At 74.2% G+C, this 1,971-nt stretch carries 2 protein-coding genes and 1 pseudogene; all 3 read right to left on the bottom strand.

Annotated features, from left to right (window positions below; all coding sequences use genetic code 11):
* Positions 1 to 552 (bottom strand): glucosamine-6-phosphate deaminase (locus tag AC1DY2_RS19150; protein ID WP_476763854.1); only part of this gene is annotated, 552 nt, incomplete at its 3' end.
* Entirely contained in the window at positions 537 to 1,463 is a 927-nt protein-coding gene (locus AC1DY2_RS19155) for an ROK family protein (protein WP_476763855.1), read from the bottom strand. The genes AC1DY2_RS19150 and AC1DY2_RS19155, both read right to left, overlap by 16 nt.
* Positions 1,460 to 1,971 (bottom strand): annotated as a pseudogene (locus AC1DY2_RS19160) (hypothetical protein); the annotation flags it as partial. The pseudogene AC1DY2_RS19160 and the gene AC1DY2_RS19155, both read right to left, overlap by 4 nt.

Below are 1,971 nucleotides of genomic sequence, written 5' to 3' on the forward strand. Positions count from 1 at the left end.
GCCCTGCGTGATGCAGTGCATCGGCACGTCATCGGGCGAGTCGAAGAACCGCGCGTTGTCGGCACGGGTCGGCTCGGTGAGGGTCTTCACCCGGGTCAGCGACGCGAGCGAGGACCCCGGCTCGTTGAACCCGATGTGCCCGGTGCGGCCGATCCCGAGGATCTGCAGGTCCACCCCGCCCGACGCGGTGATCGCCGCCTCGTAGTCGGCGCCGGCGTGCTCGATCGTCGCCGGGTCGCCGTTGGGCACCCGCACCAGCTCGGGCGTCAGCCCCAACGGCTCCACGACCTCGCGGGTGATCACGGCGCGGTAGCTCTCGGGATGCCCCGGGGGCAGCCCGACGTACTCGTCGAGCGCGAACCCGCGCACGCCGCGCACGTCGATCGACTCCTCGGCGATCCGCCGCGCCAGCGCACGGTAGCTCGCGAGCGGGGTGGACCCCGTCGCCAGGCCCAGCACGGCGTCGGGCTTGGAGCGGATCAGGTCGACGATGGCGCCGGCGACGAGGTCACCCGCGGCGTCCTCGTCGCGGACGATCACGACTTCAGCCATTGATGTTCTCCTACGAGGGCGGCGCCGACCGCGGCCGCCGGGAATCCGAGCGGGATGACCTGCACGCGCGACGGGAGGTCGAGGGATGCGAGGAACGCGGAGTCCGCGGCCCACCCGCTCAGGATACGGCGCGTTCCGGCGAGGAGCGGGTCGCCGAGCGCGGCGAGCCCTCCCCCGATGACCACGTCGTCCACGTCGGTCGTCAGCACGAGCAGGCGCACCGCCGACGCGACGCCGGTGAGGAACCGCTCCATCACGTCGATCGCGCGGTCGTCGCCGGCCTCGGCCGCGTCGAAGAGGTCGCGCGCCGGCAGCGGCCCGCCGGTGGGCCACACGCGTGCGATCGCCGAACCCGACGCGAGCGTCTCGAGGCAGCCGCGCTGGCCGCAGCTGCACACCACGCCCGCAGGGTCCACGGGGATGTGCCCGATCTCGCCGGCGACGCCGTGTCCGCCGCGCAGCAGGCGGCCATCGAGCACGACGCCCGCCGCCAGGCCGGTGCCCAGGTTCAGGTAGGCCATCGAGTGCGCGCGGATGCCGTCGGCCACGCCGAGGAGGTGATGGGCGCCGACGGCGGCGGCCTTCACGTCGTTCTCGACGCGCACCTCCACGCCGAGCCGGTCGGACAGGCGCGGGCCGAGGTCGAGCCCCTCGAGGCCGAGGTTGACGGCGTGGGCGACGCGTCCGGTCGCGCTGTCGACGGCGCCGGGGATCCCGATGCCGATCGAGGCGAACGACGCCGCATCGACGCCGGCGAGCTCGGTCATGCGCTCGACGGTGCGCAGCGCCGTGGCGACGACCGCCTCGGCGCCGAACCCGGTGGGCATGCGGAACTGGTCGCTCAGCTCGCCGTCGGCGCCGATCGCGACGGCGGCCGTCTTGGTGCCGCCGATGTCGATGCCGAGCCTCATGTCGCCTCCGCCGGGACGGCGTCGACGGGCTCGGCGGCGAGGCGCTCGGACACGAACGCGACGAGGGCCTCCCCCACGAGTCGCGACGCGCCGAACGTGGCGATGTCGACCACCGCACGGTCGTCCGACGGCCAGCCCAGGTCGACGGTCACCACGTCGTCGCGCACGGCGCGCAGGGCGGTGATGGCGTCCACGGCGAACGGATGCCGGTGCAGGTCCTTGCCCAGCACGAGCACAGGCCCCGGCAGGGACCGGGGATCGCTGAGYGACGTTCCGGCCGTGACAGCGACGACGTGCGCCGTGTCGAGCCAGGTCGGCTTCCCGGGGACGGACTCGACCGCGAAGGGGCCCCACGGCGCCACCCCGACGGCGATGTTCGCCACGGTGTCGACACGAACGACGGTGGCGATCCGGTCGACGGCGGCCAGGCGCCCGGACGCGGCATCCGACACCTCGAACGCGCCGGCGATGCGGGCGAGCTCGTCGCCCGAGTGCACGGGTTCGAGCG

Source organism: Agromyces sp. P1_H4 (assembly GCF_056405255.1).

Coding starts and splice junctions, on each gene's coding strand:
- AC1DY2_RS19155 (WP_476763855.1), bottom strand. CDS start 1,463: ATGAGGCTCGGCATCGACATCGGCGGCACCAAGACGGCCGCCGTCGCG.